The 18411-nt window shown below is 63.2% G+C and carries 15 protein-coding genes; 7 read left to right on the top strand and 8 right to left on the bottom strand.

Going from position 1 to position 18411, the window contains the following annotated elements; genetic code table 11:
• Positions 1-34 precede the first annotated feature (34 nt).
• The 6 genes from C2L64_RS03910 (at position 35) to C2L64_RS03935 (ending at position 4671) form a co-directional block, all read left to right on the top strand.
• On the top strand, positions 35-517 hold the full coding sequence (locus C2L64_RS03910) for a hotdog family protein (RefSeq protein ID WP_007744135.1): 483 nt from the start codon (positions 35-37) through the stop codon (positions 515-517).
• Complete coding sequence (locus tag C2L64_RS03915; RefSeq protein WP_007744134.1) at positions 514-1239, top strand: 3-ketoacyl-ACP reductase FabG2; 726 nt, start codon at positions 514-516, stop codon at positions 1237-1239. The genes C2L64_RS03910 and C2L64_RS03915 overlap by 4 nt, the downstream gene beginning before the upstream one ends.
• Positions 1239-2465, top strand: a complete 1227-nt coding sequence (locus C2L64_RS03920) for a beta-ketoacyl-ACP synthase (protein ID WP_090838033.1) — start codon at positions 1239-1241, stop codon at positions 2463-2465. The genes C2L64_RS03915 and C2L64_RS03920 overlap by 1 nt, the downstream gene beginning before the upstream one ends.
• Complete coding sequence (locus C2L64_RS03925) at positions 2462-3694, top strand: beta-ketoacyl-[acyl-carrier-protein] synthase family protein (protein ID WP_007578116.1); 1233 nt, start codon at positions 2462-2464, stop codon at positions 3692-3694. The genes C2L64_RS03920 and C2L64_RS03925 overlap by 4 nt, the downstream gene beginning before the upstream one ends.
• 90 nt (positions 3695-3784) lie before the next feature.
• On the top strand, positions 3785-4213 hold the full coding sequence (locus C2L64_RS03930; RefSeq protein ID WP_007578115.1) for a hypothetical protein: 429 nt from the start codon (positions 3785-3787) through the stop codon (positions 4211-4213).
• Positions 4214-4239: 26 nt separating this feature from the next.
• Entirely contained in the window at positions 4240-4671 is a 432-nt protein-coding gene (locus tag C2L64_RS03935; protein ID WP_007578114.1) for an excinuclease ABC subunit A, read from the top strand.
• Positions 4672-4728: 57 nt separating this feature from the next.
• On the opposite strand, the gene C2L64_RS03940 is transcribed toward C2L64_RS03935, so the two are convergent.
• Positions 4729-5493: a class I SAM-dependent methyltransferase gene (locus tag C2L64_RS03940; RefSeq protein ID WP_090838031.1), complete on the bottom strand. Its 765-nt coding sequence runs from the start codon at positions 5491-5493 to the stop codon at positions 4729-4731.
• A 121-nt stretch (positions 5494-5614) separates the two neighbouring features.
• On the opposite strand from C2L64_RS03940, the gene C2L64_RS03945 reads away from it, so the two are divergent.
• Positions 5615-6856: an NAD(P)/FAD-dependent oxidoreductase gene (locus tag C2L64_RS03945; protein ID WP_090838029.1), complete on the top strand. Its 1242-nt coding sequence runs from the start codon at positions 5615-5617 to the stop codon at positions 6854-6856.
• Between the two features lie 849 nt (positions 6857-7705).
• Here C2L64_RS03945 and C2L64_RS03950 read toward each other — a convergent pair.
• The 7 genes from C2L64_RS03950 to C2L64_RS03980 all read right to left on the bottom strand — a co-directional run bounded on the left by C2L64_RS03950 (position 7706) and on the right by C2L64_RS03980 (position 18349).
• Positions 7706-8965, bottom strand: coding sequence for an IS256 family transposase (locus C2L64_RS03950; protein WP_103153664.1), 1260 nt, complete (start codon positions 8963-8965; stop codon positions 7706-7708).
• A gap of 94 nt (positions 8966-9059) precedes the next feature.
• Positions 9060-10397: a guanine deaminase gene (guaD, locus tag C2L64_RS03955; protein ID WP_090838145.1), complete on the bottom strand. Its 1338-nt coding sequence runs from the start codon at positions 10395-10397 to the stop codon at positions 9060-9062.
• Between the two features lie 37 nt (positions 10398-10434).
• Positions 10435-11475 (bottom strand): adenosine deaminase, encoded by a 1041-nt coding sequence (locus tag C2L64_RS03960; protein WP_086915143.1) that lies wholly within the window; start codon positions 11473-11475, stop codon positions 10435-10437.
• A gap of 91 nt (positions 11476-11566) precedes the next feature.
• Positions 11567-12577 carry a xanthine dehydrogenase accessory protein XdhC gene (gene xdhC, locus C2L64_RS03965; RefSeq protein ID WP_007745217.1) on the bottom strand — a complete coding sequence of 337 codons (1011 nt, stop codon included), beginning with the start codon at positions 12575-12577 and terminating at the stop codon, positions 11567-11569.
• A gap of 100 nt (positions 12578-12677) precedes the next feature.
• Positions 12678-15107, bottom strand: coding sequence for a xanthine dehydrogenase molybdopterin binding subunit (gene xdhB, locus C2L64_RS03970; protein WP_090838143.1), 2430 nt, complete (start codon positions 15105-15107; stop codon positions 12678-12680).
• A complete protein-coding gene (xdhA, locus tag C2L64_RS03975) occupies positions 15104-16639 on the bottom strand; it encodes a xanthine dehydrogenase small subunit (RefSeq protein WP_090838149.1) in 1536 nt (511 codons plus the stop codon). Before xdhA ends, xdhB begins: the two co-directional genes overlap by 4 nt.
• 1203 nt (positions 16640-17842) lie before the next feature.
• On the bottom strand, positions 17843-18349 hold the full coding sequence (locus C2L64_RS03980) for a disulfide bond formation protein B (protein WP_007576489.1): 507 nt from the start codon (positions 18347-18349) through the stop codon (positions 17843-17845).
• Positions 18350-18411 lie beyond the last annotated feature (62 nt).

An 18411-nucleotide genomic window follows, 5' to 3' on the forward strand; every position in this document is an offset into this window, starting at 1 on the left:
CGGCGCGAACGCACGCAGCAAAAAACATAACGACATGACGGCCACACCTGAGACCAGCGAAGCCTTTCCACCCATCGACACGATCCTGCCGCATCGCGGCACGATGCTGCTCGTCGATGGCGTGAGCGCATGCGGTGACGAAGCATTGACGGCATACGCGACCGTGCGCGGCGACGCATGGTACGCGGACGAAAACGGCGCGATGCCTGCATGGATCGGCATCGAGCTGATGGCTCAGGGCGTCGCCGCGCATATTGCGCTGCTCGCGATGCGTGCGGGTGGCCGCGCGCGTCCTGGCGTGCTGCTCGGCACGCGCAGCTACAAGGCGCACGTGAGCGCATTTGCGCGCGACGCGCGGCTGACGATCAGCGTGCAGGAAGTGCTGCGCAGCGACGCAGGCCACAGCGCCTACGAATGCACGATCGATCATGACGGCGCGCGTTGCGCGGACGCTGTCATCAAGGTCTTTCAACCGGGCGATTTTCAGACGTTCATCGAAGGGAGTATCAGTTCATGAGCCGGCGAGTTCTGGTTACGGGCGCCAGCCGCGGCATTGGCCGCGCGATTGCATATCAACTGGCAGCGGACGGCTTCGCGGTGTCCGTGCATTGCCGCACGGGCCGCACGGAAGCCGAGGCCGTCACGGCGGGCATCGCCGCGCAAGGCGGCTCGGCGCGTGTGCTGCAGTTCGACGTGCGCGAGCGCGCGGTGTGCCGCGAAGTGCTCGAAGCGGACGTCGCTGCGCACGGCCCGTACTACGGCATCGTGTGCAGCGCGGGCGTGACGCGCGACGCAGCCTTTCCCGCGCTCACCGACGAAGACTGGGACGTCGTAATCGAAACGGGTCTCGACGCGTTCTATAACGTGGTGCATCCGCTGACGATGCCGATGGTCCGCGCGAAGAAGGGCGGCCGGATCGTGACGATCGCGTCGGTGTCGGGCGTGATCGGCAACCGTGGGCAGGTCAACTACAGCGCGGCAAAAGCGGGGCTGATCGGCGCGTCGAAGGCGCTCGCCGTCGAACTCGCGTCGCGCAGCATCACGGTCAACTGCGTGGCGCCGGGGCTGATCGAAACGGGCATGCTCGATGACATGCCGCTCGAACACGCACTGAAGACCGTGCCGATGAACCGTGTCGGTCAACCGGCTGAAGTCGCGGCGGTGGTCAGCTTCCTGATGTCGGATGCGGCCTCGTACGTGACGCGCCAGGTGATCGGCGTCAATGGCGGGATGATCTGATGAAGCGGGTCGTCATTACGGGCATGGGCGGCGTCACGGCGCTCGGCAGCCGCTGGGACGAAATCGAAGCCGCGTTGAAGGCGGGCCGCAATGCGGTGCGGCGCATGCCGGAGTGGGACTACTTCGAGTCGCTGCATACGCGCCTCGCGGCGCCGCTGCCCGCGTTCGCTCAACCCGCTGACTGGCCGCGCAAGAAGACGCGTTCGATGGGCGCGGTGTCGATGTACGCGGTGCGCGCGAGCGAACTGGCGCTCGCCGACGCGGGCCTCGCAAACGATGAATCGATCAAGGACGGCCGCATGGGCGTCGCGTACGGCTCGTCGTCGGGTTCCGTCGAACCGATCCGCGCATTCGGCACGATGCTCGAAACGGGGTCGATGGCCAACGTCACGTCGAACAGCTACGTGCAGATGATGCCGCACACGACGGCCGTCAACGTGAGTCTGTTCTGGGACCTGAAAGGCCGCATCGTGCCGACCTCGTCGGCGTGCGCGTCGGGCAGCCAGGCGATCGGCTACGCGTATGAAGCGATCGCGACGGGCAAGCAGACATTGATGCTCGCGGGCGGCGCGGAAGAGTTGTCGGGGCCGGCTGTCGCCGTGTTCGATACGCTGTATGCAACCAGCACGCGCAACGACGAGCCGCATCTGACGCCGCGTCCGTTCGACGCGAAGCGCGACGGTCTCGTGGTCGGCGAGGGCGCGGCCACACTCGTGCTCGAAGAATACGAACATGCGAAGGCGCGTGGCGCGACGATTCATGCGGAGATCGTCGGCTTCGGCTGCAATTCGGATGGCGCGCACATGACGCAGCCGACGGCGGCCACGATGGCGCGCGCGATGCAGCTCGCGCTGGAAGACGCGAAGCTCGACGCGGACGCGATTGCGTATGTGAACGCGCATGGCACGTCGACGGATCGCGGCGACATCGCGGAAAGCCAGGCAACGGCGCAAACCTTCGGCGAGCGCACGCCGATTTCCTCGCTGAAGAGCTACGTCGGCCATACGCTCGGCGCGTGCGGCGCGCTCGAAGCGTGGTGGACGATCGAGATGATGAAGCGCAACTGGTACGCGCCGACGCTCAATCTCACGGAAGTCGATCCCGCGTGCGCGCCGCTCGATTACATCATGGGCGAAGCGCGCAGCATCGACGCCGACTATGTGATGAGCAACAACTTCGCGTTTGGCGGCATCAATACGTCGTTGATTTTCAGGCGCATTCGATGAGCCGTAGTCGTTCGCAAGGCTTGCAGCGTGTCGTCGTCACGGGCATGGGCATCGTGTCGTGCATCGGCAATACGCTCGACGACGTGAGCGACGCGCTGCGCGCAGGGCGCAGCGGCATCACGCGCGTCGATGCGTGGCGCGAGCGCGGCTTCGGCACGCAGGTCGCGGGCGTGGCGTCGGTGGTGGGCGAGCCGCCGTTCGAACGCAAGCTCGAACGCTTCATGGGCGACACCGCGCGCTTCGCCTGTCACGCGGCGCGCAAGGCGATCGACGATGCGGGCCTCGACCTCGCGTCGCTGCGTTCGCCTGACGTCGGCGCTGTGATCGGTTCGGGCGTGGGCACGATGTCGGCGTACGACGACGCGATGGTGGTGGCCAATCTGCGCGGCGTCGAGAAAACGCCACCGTATACGGTACCGCAGGCGATGAGCAGCACGGCGTCGGCGAATGTCGCGCAGGTGTTCGGGATCGAAGGCGTCACGTATTCGCCGTCGTCGGCCTGCACGACGTCGGCGCTCGCAATCGGCCAGGCGATGCAGTTGATTCAGACGGGGCGTCAACAGGTCGTGCTCGCGGGTGGCAGCGAATGCCTGCACGACAACATGACGCTGATGTTCGACGCGATGCATGCGTTGTCGCGCCATTTCAACGACACGCCCGTGCGCGCGTCGCGTCCGTACGACACCGCGCGCGACGGCTTCGTGATCGCGTCGGGCGGCGGTGTGCTCGTGCTCGAAGCGCTCGACCATGCGCTCGCGCGCGGCGCGCGCATCTACGCGGAGGTGACGGGCTTTGGCCACAGCACCGACGGCGCGGGCATGGTGACGCCGCACGCGCAGGGCATCGCGCGCGCGATGCAGGCGGCGCTCGACGAAGCGGGCACGCGTCCGGACTACGTGAACGCGCACGCGCCATCGACGCCGCTTGGCGACATCGAAGAACTGCGCGCGCTGCAAGCGGTGTTCGGTAACGACGTGCCGCCGTTTTCGTCGACGAAGGGTTTGACGGGGCATCCGCTCGGCGCATGCGGCGCGCACGAAGCGATCTACACGCTGCTGATGATGCGTGACGGTTTTATCGCGGGGACCACGGGCATCGAGCATCTCGAACCGCTCGCGCAGTCCATGCCGCTCGTGCAGGCGACGCGCGAAGCGCAGATGAATAGCGCGTTGTCGGTGTCGTTCGGCTTTGGCGGCAGTTGCGCGAGCCTGATGTTCGCAAGGATGTGACCGCCGCCTGTCGGGCTCAATCACAGGCAAGCAGGTAAGCGAAGCAAGCAGCAGTACGCAGAATAAACAACTAAAACGGGAAGTCGAACAATGAAAACGAAAATCGCACTGGGGCTGGTGGCTGCCGTCGTGCTGACGCAGGCCGGTTGCACGACCAAAATCAAATCGCTGCCGATGCCGGCTGCGGTCCAGACGCAGAACGGGCAAGACGTCGCGCTTTACTTCGGCAACCAGACGCATGCGCCCGTCAAGCAGTCGTACGGCAATAAGGAATTTGCCGTACGTGTGCTGCGCAAGGTGGAAAACAGCCCGGAGGCCAACTGCAGTATTGCGCTGGAAAAGGCGGTGCAGGAACTGCGCGACTATGCGCGCACGCAGCACGCGAACGCCGTCGTCGACGTCAGGACGCGCTTTCAGCATAACGAATCGGCTTCTTCGACCGAGTTTACTTGCGGCGCGAGCCTGAATGGATCGACACTCGCGGTGCGCGGTGATGTCGTGATGCTCGAAACGCAATAACAATTCCAACCACGAGGGTCATAACCATGAAGCGTCACCTGATCTGCGCAGCTGTCGTCGCATGCCTCGCCTCGCACGCCTTCGCGCGCGACAGCGTCGAGAGCTATCCCGTCGCCGCCGCGCTCGCGAGCGAGCCGGGCAAAGTTGGCGACGATATCCCGCTGTATTTCGCGGGGCAGAAGCATCCGGGCGTCGTGAAGAGCTACGGCGAGTTCGCAACGAACAAGAAGACCAACGCGTTCGGCAAAAGCGACGAGACGGCGTGCCAGCACGTGTTCCTGTCGGCCGTGATCGAGCTGCAGGATCGCGCGCGCAAGGAAGGCGGCAACGCCGTCATCAACATCAAGAGCAACTACAAGAACGAAGTGCGCGAGAGCGCAACGGAGTTCACCTGCGGTGCGGGCGCGGTGATTGCTGGTGTCGCGTTGAAGGGTGATGTGGTGACGCTGAAGAAGTAATGGCTTAATGCTTGGGACGGCTGCAGCGCCGATCTGCGATGCAGCCGCTCGATGCCATCAATCTGTTTTTATGGCCGCGACGTTGACGAGCGTTTCGCGCCGCTTGCCGGGTTTCGGCGTGTAGATGTGCAGACGTTCGAGCAGGCCGAAGTCCTTGGCGCGGCTCCACCACAAATACGGCAGCGAGACGTTGTGCGCGCCGAATGTGAAGCCGCCGCGACGGATCATGTCGAGATAGCCGTCGGCGCTTTTTTGCACATGCATCGGATGACGAAACAGCAGGCGGATCACCCACGACTTGATGTAGGCATCCGTCGATTCGGCGAACAGCAGCACGCCGCCCGGTTTCAGCACGCGGCGGAACTCGGCGAGCGCGCGTTCCTGTTCGACGAGATGGTGGAAGGTCTGATGGCAGAACACGATGTCGGCGCTCGCATCGGGCAGCGGCAGGTTCGCGCAGTCGCCGTGCAGTACGTCGATTCCGGTTGCGCGGGTGTCGGCGTGCTGGCGGCAAACTTGCGCAGACTCTTTGGCAAGTGCGAGCGACTGCTCATGAAAATCGATGCCGATGATGTGTTGCGGCTTGAACGCCTGCGCGAGCAGGCGGAACGAAATGCCCTGTCCGCAGCCGACGTCGACGATCACGGGTGTAGCGGGCAGCGGCGTATCGATCAGGCGCTTGAGGTCGTTGATTGCGACGCGCAGTACATGGTGCTCCCACGTATGGGTGCGCAGGAACCAGACGCCGAACGCTGTTTCCGGTACGAAGGGTACGACGTTCGGTACGCGGTCCGTCACGCTGGATGATTCGGTGGACTGCACGTTATTCCCCGGTCGGTGATGGTCTTTGGATTGTTTTTGATCTGGATGATTGTGCGTCATTGTAATCGCTGGTAAGGATGGAAAGCGTTGCGTGCGCAATACGTTATGTGAAGGAAGATCAATGAATATGGATTCGTCGATGAATGCGTCGGTAGACGTGGCTATCATCGGAGCGGGACCTTCGGGTGCCGTTGCGGCGGCGCTGTTGCGCAAGGCAGGGCATTCCGTGCTCGTGCTCGAGCGCCAGCATTTTCCGCGCTTCTCGATTGGCGAAAGCCTGTTGCCGCAGAGCATGGCTTACCTCGAAGAGGCGGGCATGTTGCAGGCGGTCGTCGAAGCGGGCTTTCAGTACAAGAACGGCGCGCACTTCGTGTATCGCGACCAGTCGTGCGCGTACGACTTTCGCGACAAGCATTCGGACGGCTGGGGCACGACCTACCAGGTCGAGCGCGCGACGTTCGACGATCTGCTGATCCGCTGCGCGGTGCAGCAGGGCGCCGACGTGCGCTTCGGCCACACGGTGAGCGCGATGAAGACGGGCGACGCGCCCGTGCTGGATGTATCTGACGAAGCGGGCAACGCGTATCAGGTGCAGGCACGCTTCGTACTCGACGCAAGCGGCTTTGGTCGCGTGCTGCCGCGGCTGCTGAATCTCGAAGCGCCGACGCGCATGCCGACGCGTGCCGCTATCTTTACGCATGTGCGTGATGGTATTCCTGTCGACGCGCACGATCGCAACAAGATCACAGTTGCTGTGCATCCTGAGCATCGGGATGTGTGGTACTGGATGATTCCGTTGGCGAACGGGCGTTCATCGGTGGGATGCGTGGCGGAGGCTGCGTTTCTTGATGTGCCCGAGGCCGAGCGTGAGGCGAAGTTGCGGGCGTTGATTCAGAGTGAGCCGACGCTGAACCGTCTGATTGGCAATGCGCCGTTTTTGATGCCGGTGCGGCATATTGGCGGGTATTCGGCGAATGTCGAACGACTGCATGGGCCTGGGTTTGCATTGCTCGGGAATGCGGGTGAGTTTCTTGATCCGGTGTTTTCGTCGGGTGTGACTATTGCTTTGCGCTCCGCGCATCTTGCTGTTGGGACGCTTGAGCGTCAGTTTGCTGGCGAGAGTGTTGACTGGCAGTCTGCTTATGATGTTCCGCTGCGCAAGGGGATCGATACGTTTCGCGCGTTCGTCGAGCGCTGGTATACCGGCGAGTTGCAGGACATCATCTTCTATCCCGAACAAACACCAGGGATTCGGCGCATGATCAGCGCCGTGCTGGCCGGTTATGCGTGGGATGAGACGAATCCTTTTGTTGCGGATCCTGTGCGCAGGTTGAATGCGCTGTATGAAGTGTGCAAGGTTTAGGTTTTGGTTTTGTCTGGCGACGTTGGGGTGGTTTGCTTGTGTTTTCGCTGGCATCCGCGTTACGGTGTCTGCAGTTCAAGCGTTGCCCCTGTGCGGGGCGGCACCTACTTTTCTTTGCCGCCGCAAAGAAAAGTAGGCAAAAGAAAGCGGCTAACACCGCCAACTCTTGTGTTTGCCTGAGGGCCCCCAACCGGTCCCACGCTTCACACGGCAACCTCGTGACTCATGTTCGCTGCCAACGCTCTGAATTGACGCCTCACCCGCTTCACGCGTCCGCGTCGCAACGCGCCGTGCCAGATATTCCACTGCCGCCCAGGTGGCAAACTGTGTGTCGGCCGTAGCACCTCACACGCCTCACTTCGGACCGACAGCGCACGCGTCCCACCCTGTAAGAGCGCCAAGCTATACGTCGCGACAACCTACACACAGTTTGCCACCTGGGCGGCGGAAACCATTCGCTGCCGCTAGCTATTGTTCGGGTGTTTGAAGTGGGTGAGGCGGTCATTCGAAGCGTTGGCAACGAACGCGAACAGAAATGTTGCCGTGTGAAGTGTGGGACCGGTTGGGGGCCCTCAGGCAAGAAGAAATGTTGGCGGTGTTAGCCGCTTTCTTTTGCCTACTTTTCTTTGCGGCGGCAAAGAAAAGTAGGTGCCGCCCCGCACAGGGGCGACGCTTGAACGGGTAAGTCATCACGCGGATGCCAGCGAAAAGGCAAACGCACAGGGGCAACGCTTGAAGCACGAAGACAAAACGCGGATGCCAGCGCAAACCCACGCAACGGGGAGTGTCTGAATTTTTGTGTGCAAGGCAGATAAAAGCCTGCCATCTGGCAGGCTCATCAATTGCATTCTACAAATGATTCCTGGTGAAGCGATCCTCGTAGAGGATCGCGAACTGGTTCATCGCGGCTTTCCAGTCATGCGCAGCACGGCTCCAGTCAGCCGTGATATTGCGCAAGGCCAGCCATAGCAGTTTGGTCGCGGCCTCGTCCGTCGGGAAGTGTCCACGCGTCTTGACGATCTTGCGTAGCCGGGCATTGACGCTTTCGATGGCATTGGTCGTGTAGATCACCTTGCGAACCGCTGGCGGAAACGCGAAGAAGGGGATCACGCGATCCCAGGCCCGACGCCAGGCGGCCACCACCGTCGGGAATTTCTGGCCCCACTCGCCCTGTTCGAACGCGTCCAGTTCGGTCTGCGCAGCTTCAGCGCCCGTTGCCGAATAGATCGGTTTGAGGGCGGCAGCCAGCCCCCGCCGGTCTTTCCAGTTCGCGTAGTCCAGCGAGTTGCGGATCAGGTGCACGATGCACGTCTGGAGCGTGGTGGCCGGAAACACCGCGCCCAGCGCTTCAGGCATGCCCTTCAGTCCATCGGTGACCGCGATCAGGATGTCCTGCACGCCACGCACCTTCAGGTCGCTGAATACCTTCATCCAGAACTTCGCGCCTTCCGTGTTCTCGATCCACAGCCCCAGGATGTCCCGTGTGCCGTCCGGCAGGATGCCCAGCGCCAGATAGATCGCCTTGTTGCGCACCATCCCTTCCTCGCGGATCTTGACGCGTAGCGCGTCAATGAACACTACCGGGTACATCGGCTCGAGCGGGCGCGCCTGCCAGATACTCACCTCGTCCATCACGGCATCGGTCACCGAGCTGATGAATTCCGGCGACACATCGGTACCGTACTGCTCAGCCAGAAACCCCTGGATCTCTCGCACCGTCATGCCACGGGCGTACATCGCGATGATCTTGTCGTCAAAGCCGGTGAAACGTCGCTCGTGCTTCGGAATCAGGATCGGGGCAAAGCTGCCGTCGCGGTCACGAGGGATCGCCAGGCGTAGCGGGCCGTCGTCGGTCAGCACCGTCTTGCCGCTCTTGCCGTTGCGCTGGTTGGTCGCGTCTTCGGGCCGCACGGCACCCGCCGGATAACCCAGATGGTGTCCAAGTTCGGCGCCCAGCGCCCGCTCGATCAGCGCCTTCTTGAATGCCGCTGAAGCGGCGTGCACCGCTTCGGCAGTCATGGGTCCCTTCACGAACTGGTCGATCAGTTCCTTCGGAATGGACGGTAACACTGTCGGCGCTTCGGTAGTCGTCTTGGGTTTGCGTGGCATACATGCTCCTTGAGCTACATGTTATGCCTTGAACACAAAATCTATGACAGGCCCCACGCAACGCGCCCCCCAACGCGTCGCAGACGAAAAAAAATCAAGCAGCGATCCGCGCGCTCCCGGCAACGCTTTGCCGGACATCATCACGCCGATGCACCCGCTGCCCAGCGGCATAAGTCTCAAACACAGCCCGATCATCCCCAAGCAGCGCAAACGCGAACAACAGCTCCTCAAGCGTCTCAGTACGCGCAGTCCGCCGCGCCAACAACGGCGTAGCTTTAGGATCAAGCACCACAAAATCCGCCTCAGCCCGAGGCCTTAACGTCCCAACCCGATCGGCAAGATCAAGCGCCTCAGCCGCGCCAGCAGTAGCCAGCCAGAACATCCGCGTAGCGGTCAAATGATGCCCACCCAGCCGCGCAACCTTATGCGCTTCATTCATGGTCTGCAGCATCGAGAACGACGTACCGCCACCCACGTCGGTCGCCAGCGCAACAGGCATCCCCGATTCCGCAGCCTTGTCGAAATCAAACAGGCCACTTCCAAGAAACAGATTCGACGTCGGGCAATGGGCAGCAACGGAGCGCGTCTCGGCCATGCGCCGCCGATCTTCAGCATCGAGATGAATACAGTGCCCATACACAGCCCGCGGCCTCAACAACCCATAGTGATCGTAGATGTCGAGATAACTGCGATGACCAGGAAAAAGACCCGCGACCCACTTCACTTCGTCATGATTCTCGGCGACATGACTTTGAATGAACACATCAGGATGCAGCTTCGCCAGCGCGCCCGTCGCTTCGAGTTGCGCCTCCGTCGAAGTCGGCGCAAAACGCGGCGTCAGCGCGTACATCTGACGTCCCTTGTTGTGCCAGCGTGCAATCAGTTCGGCGCTGTCGTCGTAGCCCGATTGCGCGGTGTCGCGCAGAAACTCGGGGCAGTTGCGGTCCATCAGCACCTTGCCGCCGATCATCCGCACATTGCGCCGCTGCGCTTCAGTAAACAACGCATCCGCCGATTGCTTGTGCACCGTGCAGTAAACGAGTGCCGTCGTCGTGCCACACGCAAGCAGCTCGTCGATGAAAAAGCGCGCCGTGTCCTGCGCGACAGCAGCGTCGCTGAAACCGCGCTCGGTCGGGAAAGTGTACGTGTCGAGCCACGGTAACAGCCCCGGCGCCGGCGACGCAATCATGTCCGTCTGCGGATAATGAATGTGCGTATCGATGAAACCGGGGACGATCAGCTTGTCGCGCATCTCGACCACCTGCGTGGCGGGCGCGAGTTGCGCAGCGACAGACGCATACGCGCCCGCCGCGACGACATGTCCGTCTTCGACGATCAGAAGGCCGTCTTCGTTGAAGACTGCAGCATTGGACGATTGCGCAGGATCGCCGTTGAACGTCAGCAGTTGCGCGCGATAAGCTGTTTGAGTCATGGTGAAACCGTCTCCGAACTATAAGATCAAGCGGGGATCAAGCGGATGCGCGCCAATGCGCATCGAGTTTGGCGATCATCGCGTCGCGCTCCGCAGGCGTCACGAACGACGCTTCGAAGCTGTTGCGGATGATCGTGTACACCTCGTCGTCGTCGAGCTTGAGGGCGTCGATCGTCGCGAGGTAGTTTTCGTTGACGTAGCCGCCGAAGTAGGCGGGATCGTCGGAATTCACGGTGACGGCGACGCCCTTGTCGAGCAGCGCCTTCAAGGTGTGTTTGGTCAGATCGTCGAACACGCATAGCTTCAGGTTCGACAGCGGGCACACCGTCAGCGCGACGCGCGTGTCGGCAAGCCGCGTGACGAGCGCCGGGTCTTCGATGCTGCGCACGCCATGATCGACACGGTCCACTTTCAGCAGATCGAGCGCTTCGTAGATGTACGACGGCGGACCTTCTTCGCCCGCGTGCGCGACCAGCTTCAAGCCCTTATCGCGAGCCTTGGCGAACACGCGCTCGAACTTCGACGGCGGATGGCCGCGCTCCGATGAATCGAGGCCGACGCCGATCAGCCGGTGTTTGTATTGGTCGAACAACGGCAGCGCTTCGTCGAAGGTTGAGAGCGCATCTTCTTCGGACAGGTGCCGCAGGAAGCACAGAATCAGCTTGCTCGTGAGGCCGCGCGTTTCCGCTTCGGCCAGCGCGCGCTCGATGCCCGCGACCACGGTCGCAATCGGCACGCCGCGCTCGGTATGCGTCTGCGGATCGAAGAAGATTTCCGTATGCACGACGTTGTCCGCGAGCGCGCGCTCGACGTAGGCCATCGTCATGTCGTAGAAGTCCTCTTCCTTCAGCAGCACGCTTGCGCCTGCATAGTAGATGTCGAGAAACGACTGCAGATCGGTGAACGCGTACGCGGCGCGCAGCGCGTCGATCGAGTCGTACGCAAGCTTCACGCCGTTGCGTTCGGCCAGCTTGAAGATCAGCTCAGGTTCGAGCGAGCCTTCGATATGAATATGCAGCTCGGCCTTCGGTGCGCCGTTCGTCTTGTGAGCTAGCGGGGAAAGTGTGGTTGTCGTCATGGTCGGTCAATGATTCGGGTTATCGGTTGATTTATTCAACGCCCGATGGCTGGTCGGACGTCCCCCAATGCGTTCGATGCATATTCGATGTTCAGGCCGTCTGCGCCGCATGTGCAGCGTTGGCTTCGACGGCCTGCAGCAGTTGCGCCGCCGCCGAAATCGCAATGATTTCCGGCGACTTGTCGACGATGCCGTCTACGCCAAGCGGACATTTCATCCGCGCAATCGCGGCAGGATCGAAACCGCGCGCCGCAAGCCTGTGCTCGAACTGCTTGCGCTTCGTATGCGAGCCGATCATGCCGAAGAACGCGAAGTCGCCGCGCCGCAGGATGCGCTCGGCGAGATCGAGATCGAGCGCGTGGTTGTGCGTCATCACGATGAAGTACGTGTGCGGCGTGGCCTTGTCGATTGCTTCGTCGGGTGCGTCGTTCGCTTCGATCGTCACGTTCGTTGCGCCCAGTGTGTCAGGTGCCGGGAACTGCGCGTCGCGTTCATCGACCCAGTGCACGTGGCAGGGCAGCGTCGCGAGCACACGTACGAGCGCGGCGCCCACGTGGCCCGCGCCGAACAGCACGACGGGGAAGTCGCGCGGCGCGATGGTCTCGGTGAGCAGCGCGCTGCTGTCGTCGAAGCCCGCGCCGTCCCACAGCAAACAGTCGGCGCTTTCGACGCCCGGTTCAGGATCGGACAGCATCACCGCATCGGGTGCGGGGCCGAATGATACGCTACGCACCATCGAATGGCCCGCGGCCAAGCGCTTGGCCAGCGACGTCACCCAACCCAGGTCGCCGATATCGAGCCGCTCGAACGCGAGCACGACAGCGCCGCCGCAGCATTGGCCGAGACTCGGTCCGAGCGCGAAGCGTTCGAGCCGCCGCATGTTCGGTGCGCGCATGCCGTCGCGCAAGACGCGGCGCGCGCTTTCGATCGCTTTCCATTCGAGATGGCCGCCGCCGATCGTATGGCGCGCGGAATCGCGTGTGACGATCATCTTCGTGCCAGCGTCGCGCGGTGCCGAACCTTCGGCGCGCGCGACCGTCACGAGCACGACGGCGTCGCCGTGCGCGAGCAGTTGCTGCAGATCGGTGAGCCAGGCATGCATCCGGCGGTTCTCCATACGAGGCCGCGCGGGTTGGCCGCGCAGCCGGTTGATCTTCTGTGCGTTGCGGTCGTGTCGCGCGGCACTTTATGCGTGTGTGTTGCTATGCCGTCGTGCCCGCGCCCGCAGGTTCCTGCGACGTTGGACTGGCCGCTGCGGCGATTGTTGCAACAGGCGTGCTTGCGTTCAGCGCGTCGATCGCATCGAGTATCGCTTCGGGCGTCGCGGGCGCGCGCAGTGCAGGGGCGTGCGGTGCATCGGGCGCGGTGGCCGCGACAGCATCGCGGATCGCGAGGAACACCGAGAACGGCAGCAACAGCGGCGGCTCGCCGACGGCCTTCGAGCGGAACACGGTCGGCTCCGCGTTCGGGTTGTGGTACAGCTTTACGTTGAACGCGGCGGGCGTATCGCTGACGGCGGGGATCTTGTACGTCGACGGCGCGTGCGTCATCAATCGGCCGTCGCGGTTCCACCAGAGTTCTTCCGTCGTGAGCCAGCCCATGCCCTGAATGAACGCGCCTTCCACCTGGCCGAGATCGATGGCGGGATTGATCGACTGGCCGGCGTCGTGCAGCGCATCGGCGCGCACGAGCTTCCATTCGCCCGTCAACGTATCGATCACGACTTCGGACACCGCCGCGCCATACGCGAAGTAGTAGAACGGATGGCCCGTCAGCGTCTTCGCGTCCCAATGCACTTTCGGCGTCGTATAAAAGCCGTCGGACCACAACTGGATGCGCGCGAGATACGCCGCGCCGACCAGTTGCGCAAACGGCATCGCCGCGCCGTTCGCGCGTACTTCGCTGTTTTCGAAGGTCACATCTTCAGCGTTACCGCCGAGTTCTTTTGCGGCCAGCACGGCGAGGCGTTCGCGGATCGCGTGCGCGGCGGCTTCGGCGGCCTTGCCGTTCAGGTCGCTGCCCGTCGACGCCGCCGTCGCCGATGTGTTCGCCACCTTCGACGTATCCGTGGCCGTCACGCGCACGCGGGAGAGCGGCAGGCCGAATGCGTTCGCGACGACTTGCGCGACTTTCGTGTTCAGCCCCTGGCCCATTTCGGTGCCGCCGTGATTCACGAGCGCTGAGCCATCCTTGTAGACATGCACGAGCGCGCCCGCCTGATTCAGGAACGGCACGTTGAACGAGATGCCGAACTTCACTGGTGAATACGCGATGCCGCGCTTGAGCACAGGGCTCGACGCGTTGAACGCTGCAATCGCTGCGCGCCGCGCCGTGTAGTCGCTCGATTCAATCAGCTCATCCGTCAGCGGCGCAATCACGTTGTCTTCGACGGTTTGGCCGTAGGGCGTCACATTGCGCTCTTTGATGCCATAGAAGTTCGCGCGGCGCACGTCGAGGGGATCGCGCCTCAGCTCGCGCGCGATGCCGTCCATCATCACTTCCATCACGAGCGCGCCCTGCGGGCCGCCGAAGCCGCGAAACGCAGTGTTCGACTGAGTGTTCGTCTTACACGGCAGCGCGACGATATCGACGTCCGACAGGTAATACGCGTTGTCGAAGTGGCACACGGCGCGCGTCGCGACGGCGCCCGACAGATCCGCCGAAAACCCAGCCCGCAACGCGATCTCGACGCGCGCGCCGAGAATGCGGCCGTCGTCGTCGAAGCCGGCTTCGTATTCGTAGATCGCGTCGTGACGCTTGCCCGTGATCATGAAGTCGTCGTCGCGATCGGCGCGCAGCTTCACGGGGCGACGCAACCGGTGCGCGGCCAGCGACGCCGCGCACGCAAACAGCGCCGACTGCGACTCCTTGCCGCCGAAGCCGCCGCCCATGCGCCGACATTCGCACATCACGCTATGCGTCGGCCAACCGAACATATGCGCGACGACGTGCTGCATCTCGCTCGGATGCTGCGTCGAGCTATAGACGAGCATGCTGTCCATTTCCTTTGGCACTGCATACGCGACCTGGCCTTCCAGATAGAACTGCTCCTGGCCGCCGACTTCGAACGTGCCCGTCATCCGATGCGGCGCTTGCGCAATCTTCTCGGCGGGCTTGCCGCGCTTCAGATGCAGCGGTGGCAGCACATATTGCTTCTTCGCCTTCGCTTCGGCGGCAGTGAGCACGGCTTCGAGCGGCTCGTAGCGCACGACGTCGTCGCTCTTCGCGAGCGCCGCCGCGCGCCGCGCCAACTCATGGCTTTGCGCAACGACGATGAAGACGGGCTGGCCGAGATACAGCACTTCGCCGTCGGCGAGAATCGGGTCGTCGTGCAGCACGGGGCCGCAGTTGTTTTCACCGGGGATGTCGTCGACTGTCAGCACGGCGACGACGCCGGGTGCCGCGCGCACGGCATCGAGATCGAGCGACACGATGCGCGCATGCGCATGCCGCGACAAACCGAGCGCCGCGTGCAGCGTCTGTGCAAGCTCGGGGATGTCGTCGGTGTAGGTGGCTTCGCCGCTCACGTGCAGCGTCGCCGATTCATGGGGCAGCGGCACGCCGATGGCAGCTTGCGCGTCGTGTGCGGCAAGCGATGCGTGATGCACGAAGGCTTCCGTCTGCTTGTTCATGGCCTCTGCTCCTGCGCGCTCGCGGCTGCATCGAATGCGAACGCGTTGACGTCGCACAGCGCGAGCGGATTGGCGTCGCGTGTTTCCAGATGGAAGCGCCACAGCAGATTGCGCGCGACTTTCAGCCGATAGGCGCTCGTCGCGCGCATGTCGGTGAGCGGCTGATAGTCGGCGGCGAGCGCGTCCATCGCGCGTTGCGTGGTGGCGGCGTCCCACGGCGCGCCTTTGAGCGCGGCCTCGGCGTGCTGCGCGCGCTTCGGCGTCGCGGCCACGCCGCCGAACGCGATGCGCGCATCGGCGATCACGCCATCGGCGATGCGCAGAGCGAACGCGCCGCACACGGCCGAGATGTCCTGGTCGTAGCGCTTCGCGACCTTGTACGTGCGAAAACGCAGATCCGGCGCGGGACGCGGCACGCGGATCGCCGCGACGAACTCGCCGGGTTCGAGCGCCGTTTTCTGGTAACCGACGTAGAACGCGTCGAGCGGCAGCGTGCGCGTCTTACGCTCGCGCTGCAGCACGACGAGCGCATTGAGCGCGATCAGCGCCGGCATCGAATCGCCGATCGGCGAACCGTTCGCGACGTTGCCGCCGAGCGTGCCTGCATTGCGGATGGGGAGCGACGCGAAGCGCGTCCACAGTTCGGCGAGTTCGGGATAGTCGGCTGTCAGCGCGGCATACGCGTCTTCGAGCGACACCGCCGCGCCGATCGTCAGCGTCTGCGCATCGCGTTCGACCGTTTTCAGTTCGGCGACGTTGCCGATATACAGGATGTCGCCGAGATCGCGGAACTGCTTCGTGACCCACAGGCCGACGTCGGTGCTGCCCGCCAGCAGCCGCGCATGCGGGTGCTGCGCGCGCAGCGCGGCGAATGCGTCGAGCGTGACGGGGGCGAAGAAAGCCGGCGTGCCGTAGTCGGTGCCGCGTGTGTCGGGCGCGCGGTATTCGAAGGTGTCGTTGCGCTGGATCGATTGCAGGGCATTGACGACAGCGGCGCGGTCGAGCGCGACGCGCGGATACTGCTGCTCGTCGAACATCTTCTGCGACGCTTCGACGATCGGCCGGTAGCCGGTGCAGCGGCACAGATTGCCGGAGAGGGCGGTGTTGATTTCGTCGCGTGTCGGCAGGCCAGCGCCCGCGGGCTGGTTCTCGTACAGCGCCCACATCGACATCGCGAAGCCCGGCGTGCAGAACCCGCACTGCGAGCCGTGGCAGTCGACCAGCGCTTCCTGAACCGGGTGCAGCGCGCCGCTTGCGGCACGCAGGTCTTCGACCGTGAACAGCGCCTTGCCGTCGAGGGTCGGCAGGAACTGGATACACGCATTGACGGCTTTGAGCGTCAGTTGCCCGCGCGAATCAAGTTCACCGACGACGACCGTGCAAGCGCCGCAATCGCCTTCCGCGCAACCTTCCTTCGTACCCGTGCAATGCAGATCTTCGCGCAGGTGCTGGAGCACGGTGCGCGAAGCGGGCACGCCGCTGAGCTCGCGGACGGTTCCCTGGTGATAGAAGCGGATGGTTTGCGTTGTCACGGCGAATCCTGAAGACATTGCGGACCGGGCGCGCGTTACGCTTGGGGCCGCGCCGTAGCTGGCCTCGCGCACGTAGATCGCCATCCATGGTCGAACATAACACCACTTTGTCCCAAAAATATTTCCCCGCGCGAATGGGGGTTATTCGGCGGCGGTCATGAGGGAGGGAGGCGTGGTGCGCTGCGAGGGCGCGAATTTCGCGCGGAGCCTTGCTGGGCGGTGCTTCGATGTGCGCAGGGTTTGTGCCGAACAGGCGGTGGTGTGGCGGTATGCCTACAGCATCGACGTTTGCGGGTAGCCGGGATTTGGTTTTTGCAGCGCAAGATGCTGGTCGGATTTTTGGCTTTGCGGTGGGGGCGGGGGTATGGTTTGGGTTTTTGATGGCATCCCGCGTTGTGGTGTTTGCTGCGCATGGCGTTTGGTGCTTTTAGCCTTTGCGCTGGCATCCGCGCTATGCCTTCGTGCTTCAAGCGTCGCCCCTGTGCGGGGCGGCACCTACTTTTCTTTGCCGCCGCAAAGAAAAGTAGGCAAAAGAAAGCGGCTAACACCGCCAGTTCTAGTTTTTGCCTGAGGGCCCCCAGCCGGTCCCACGCTTCACGCGGCAACGCACCTGTTCGCGTGCGTTGCCAACGCTCTCTCTGTACGCCTCACCCGCTTCATGTACCCGCGTCGCAGCACGCCGTGCCAGATAGTCCTCCGCCGCCCAGGTGGCAAACTGTGTGTCGGCTTTCGCGCCATACGCGCCTCACTCCGGACTGGGAAGCAAGGCTGGTGTTACTGGTAAGAGCACTAACCTGTGCGGTGCGACAACCTACACACAGTTTGCCACCTGGGCGGCAGAAACCATTCGCTGTCGCCAGCCGTTGTGCGGGCGTCTGGAGCGGGTGAGGCATCTGATCGAAGCGTTGGCAACGGGCAGGCGATAGCGCGTTACCGCATGAAGGACGGGGCCGTTGGGGGCCCGCAGGCAGGAAGAAGAGTTGGCGGGGTGAGCCGCTTTCTTTTGCCTACTTTTCTTTGCGGCGGCAAAGAAAAGTAGGTGCCGCCCCGCACAGGGGCGACGCTTGAAGCACGAAGGCATAGCGCGGATGCCAGCGAAGAAAAGGCAAATGCCGGCAAAAAGGCCAGCCGCGGGCCAACACACCAACGGAACCGTTGACCACTTGAACCCGCGTTCCCCAGAAAACCCTCGGTAACCCTTTCTTACCGCGCGCGGCGATTACGCCACAGACTGAGCGCCAGCGCGACAAACGCAACGACGAACCCGATCAGCGACCAGCCAGGCAAAGAAATACCGAGAATCGGCGGATACGGCGTTTCGCACAGACCCGCGACCTTGAACACGCCCGGCAGCCAGTGAGCGGGCGGCAGACCGTCGACGATCGGCTGCAACGCATCGAACCCGCAGCTGAAGTTCGGATGCGACTGCACATACACATGTCGGGCGGCCGTCAGCAGCCCGCCAAGCGCCGACAAAAGCGCGAGCAGTTCGAGCAGCCTGACGCCCGTCCAGCCGCGGAGCCGCGCGCCGAGAAACGCGAAGATCGCGATCAGCAGATAGAAATAGCGCTGGATGATGCACAACGGGCAAGGATCTTCGTGCTCGACGAACTGCAGGTATAGCGCGCCCCCCACGAGCGCGAGACAGACGAGACCGAGTAGAACGAGCAGACTGCGCTCGCGGCGCAATGTAACGTTATCGATAATCATGATCCTGCTAGCGGTGGAAGTTCGGTAAAAGGTGCGGCGATTCTAGCCGAAGCACACGGCAC

Source organism: Paraburkholderia hospita (genome assembly GCF_002902965.1).
Classification (GTDB): domain Bacteria; phylum Pseudomonadota; class Gammaproteobacteria; order Burkholderiales; family Burkholderiaceae; genus Paraburkholderia; species Paraburkholderia hospita.

Coding starts and splice junctions, on each gene's coding strand:
- C2L64_RS03920 (WP_090838033.1), top strand. CDS start 1,239: ATGAAGCGGGTCGTCATTACGGGCATGGGCGGCGTCACGGCGCTCGGC.
- C2L64_RS03960 (WP_086915143.1), bottom strand. CDS start 11,475: ATGACGACAACCACACTTTCCCCGCTAGCTCACAAGACGAACGGCGCA.
- C2L64_RS03930 (WP_007578115.1), top strand. CDS start 3,785: ATGAAAACGAAAATCGCACTGGGGCTGGTGGCTGCCGTCGTGCTGACG.
- C2L64_RS03925 (WP_007578116.1), top strand. CDS start 2,462: ATGAGCCGTAGTCGTTCGCAAGGCTTGCAGCGTGTCGTCGTCACGGGC.
- C2L64_RS03935 (WP_007578114.1), top strand. CDS start 4,240: ATGAAGCGTCACCTGATCTGCGCAGCTGTCGTCGCATGCCTCGCCTCG.
- C2L64_RS03910 (WP_007744135.1), top strand. CDS start 35: ATGACGGCCACACCTGAGACCAGCGAAGCCTTTCCACCCATCGACACG.
- xdhC (WP_007745217.1), bottom strand. CDS start 12,577: ATGCATGCCTGGCTCACCGATCTGCAGCAACTGCTCGCGCACGGCGAC.
- guaD (WP_090838145.1), bottom strand. CDS start 10,397: ATGACTCAAACAGCTTATCGCGCGCAACTGCTGACGTTCAACGGCGAT.
- C2L64_RS03980 (WP_007576489.1), bottom strand. CDS start 18,349: ATGATTATCGATAACGTTACATTGCGCCGCGAGCGCAGTCTGCTCGTT.
- C2L64_RS03915 (WP_007744134.1), top strand. CDS start 514: ATGAGCCGGCGAGTTCTGGTTACGGGCGCCAGCCGCGGCATTGGCCGC.
- xdhB (WP_090838143.1), bottom strand. CDS start 15,107: ATGAACAAGCAGACGGAAGCCTTCGTGCATCACGCATCGCTTGCCGCA.
- C2L64_RS03945 (WP_090838029.1), top strand. CDS start 5,615: ATGAATATGGATTCGTCGATGAATGCGTCGGTAGACGTGGCTATCATC.
- C2L64_RS03950 (WP_103153664.1), bottom strand. CDS start 8,965: ATGCCACGCAAACCCAAGACGACTACCGAAGCGCCGACAGTGTTACCG.